Consider the following 2,069-nt stretch of genomic DNA (forward strand, 5'->3'; position numbering starts at 1 on the left):
GGCGCCAAACACCCCCCCCATCGGGGGGGGGCGCCGTCCGGCGCCTCGGCCCGCCGCGGGGCGGGCCGCCTGATCCACGGAATACCGCAAGGGCGCCATGCACCGCATCGCCATCCTCGGCCGCCCCAATGTCGGCAAGTCCACGCTGTTCAACCGTCTGGTGGGCCGCAAGCTCGCCATCGTGGACGACACGCCGGGCGTCACCCGCGACCGCAAGGAGGCCGAGGCGATGCTCGGCGGCCTCCCCGTGCTGCTGGCCGACACGGCCGGGCTCGAGGAAGCCCCGCCCGACACCATCCCCGGCCGCATGCGCGCGAGTTCCGAGGCCGCGCTGAAGGCCGCCGACCTGGCGATCTTCGTGGTGGATGCCCGCGCCGGGATCACGCCCGCCGACCGCGCCTTCGCCAACTGGCTGCGCCGCTCCGGCCTGCCGGTGATCCTGGTGGCGAACAAGTCGGAAGGCCGGCTCGGCACCCAGCTCGCCATGGAGGCCTATGAGCTCGGCCTGGGCGATCCGCTGCCGGTCAGCGCCGAGCATGGCGACGGCATCGGCGGCCTGCATGACGAGATCCGCGACCGCCTGACCGATCCCGGCCGCACGCCGCGGGGCGAGGCGGAGCGCCCGCTGCGCATCGCCATCGTCGGCCGCCCGAATGCCGGGAAATCCACGCTGGTGAACACGCTGCTGGGCGAGGAGCGGATGATCACCGGCCCGGAGCCGGGCCTCACGCGCGACGCCGTCGCGCTGGAGTTCCGCGACGCCGAAGGCCCGGTGCGCATCGTGGACACCGCCGGGCTGCGCAAGAAGGCGCGCATCTCGCACCGGCTGGAACACATGTCCGTCGCCGCCACCCTCGCCGCGCTGAAGGAAGCCGAGGTGGTGGTGCTGGTGCTGGACGCGCTGCTGGGGATGGACGAGCAGGATCTGCGCATCGCGCGCCTCGCGGAGCGCGAGGGCCGCGCCGTGGTGATCGCGCTGAACAAGTGGGACGCCGTGGAGGACCGCGCCGCCACGCGCAAGGCGCTGGAGGACGTGCTGACGGCGAGCCTCGCGCAATCCAAGGGCGTCGCCGTCGTGCCGATCTCGGCCGCGACGGGGCGCGGCGTGGAGAAGCTGATGCCGGCGCTGCGCGAGGTGTACGCGCTCTGGAACCGCCGCGTGCCGACCGGCGAGCTGAACCGCTGGTTCGAGGCGATGAAGGAACGCCACCAGCCGCCGCTGGTCGAGGGCAAGCGCATCAAGCTGCGCTACGCCACGATGCCGAAGGCGCGCCCGCCGACGCTCGCCGTGTTCGGCACGCGGGCGGAGCTGCTGCCGGAGGATTATCGCCGCTACCTGGTGAACAGCTTCCGCGAGGCCTTCGCCATGCCGGGCGTGCCGATCCGGCTGAACCTGCGCGGGACCGACAACCCCTTCGCCGAAGATGCCGGCTGAGCCGCGTGGGCGCCTGCGCTCACTCGCCGCGAAGATACAGCGCCGCGCGCACCACGCCGATGATGCTCTCGATCGCCGCGCCGGGCAGGCTCAGCACCAGCAGGCCGGACAGGATCGCGAAGCGCAGGTCGCCGCCCTGGTTCAGCACGACCAGCGGCGTGGCCAGCGCCGAGGCGCCGGGCAGCGCGAAGGGAATCTCGGCCTGCCACCAGGGCACCGCCGCGTCCCGGCCTGCCTGCCTCCGCGGCCGTTCCGGCCCTTGTCTCGTCATTCGCTTCATTCTGGCGTCTCCTGCTGCGATCAAGGCGCGGCAGCACCGGAAGCTTCCCACCGCCCGCGCGGCGGAGGCAAGCATTTCGCCGCCGCGCGTTGCCGTGCCGACGCCGGCGCTCTAGCTTCGCGAATCGTATGAGCGGCCTGATGGACATGCTCGGGGGCCCCCGGCCGCCCGCGGGGGCGCGCGCCGCCGGGCGGCCGCCGGCCGCGGCGGGCCCCCCGGGGCCCGCGGGCCGCGGCCGGGCCGCCTGCCGCGGCGCGCAGCCGGCCGGCGGGCGCGCACCCGCGCGGCCTGGGCGGGCGGAACGGCGCGGTCATTGGTGCCGACCACCAGCACCAGCGCCGCCCGCAGCCGCGG

At 74.7% G+C, this 2,069-nt stretch carries 2 protein-coding genes; one reads left to right on the forward strand and one right to left on the reverse strand.

Annotated features, from left to right (window positions below; all coding sequences use genetic code 11):
• The first annotated feature begins 97 nt into the window (after nucleotides 1–97).
• Nucleotides 98–1,435 carry a ribosome biogenesis GTPase Der gene (gene der, locus AC1MIR_RS05475; protein ID WP_480027176.1) on the forward strand — a complete coding sequence of 446 codons (1,338 nt, stop codon included), beginning with the start codon at nucleotides 98–100 and terminating at the stop codon, nucleotides 1,433–1,435.
• Between the two features lie 19 nt (nucleotides 1,436–1,454).
• On the opposite strand, the gene AC1MIR_RS05480 is transcribed toward der, so the two are convergent.
• Nucleotides 1,455–1,706 carry a hypothetical protein gene (locus AC1MIR_RS05480; protein ID WP_480027177.1) on the reverse strand — a complete coding sequence of 84 codons (252 nt, stop codon included), beginning with the start codon at nucleotides 1,704–1,706 and terminating at the stop codon, nucleotides 1,455–1,457.
• Nucleotides 1,707–2,069 lie beyond the last annotated feature (363 nt).

This window comes from Falsiroseomonas sp. RANM36, from assembly GCF_056682175.1.

What these genes read in the sequence shown, in the direction of transcription:
- der (WP_480027176.1), top strand. Translation starts at nt 98, where the DNA reads ATGCACCGCATCGCCATCCTCGGCCGCCCCAATGTCGGCAAGTCCACG.
- AC1MIR_RS05480 (WP_480027177.1), bottom strand. Translation starts at nt 1,706, where the DNA reads ATGACGAGACAAGGGCCGGAACGGCCGCGGAGGCAGGCAGGCCGGGAC.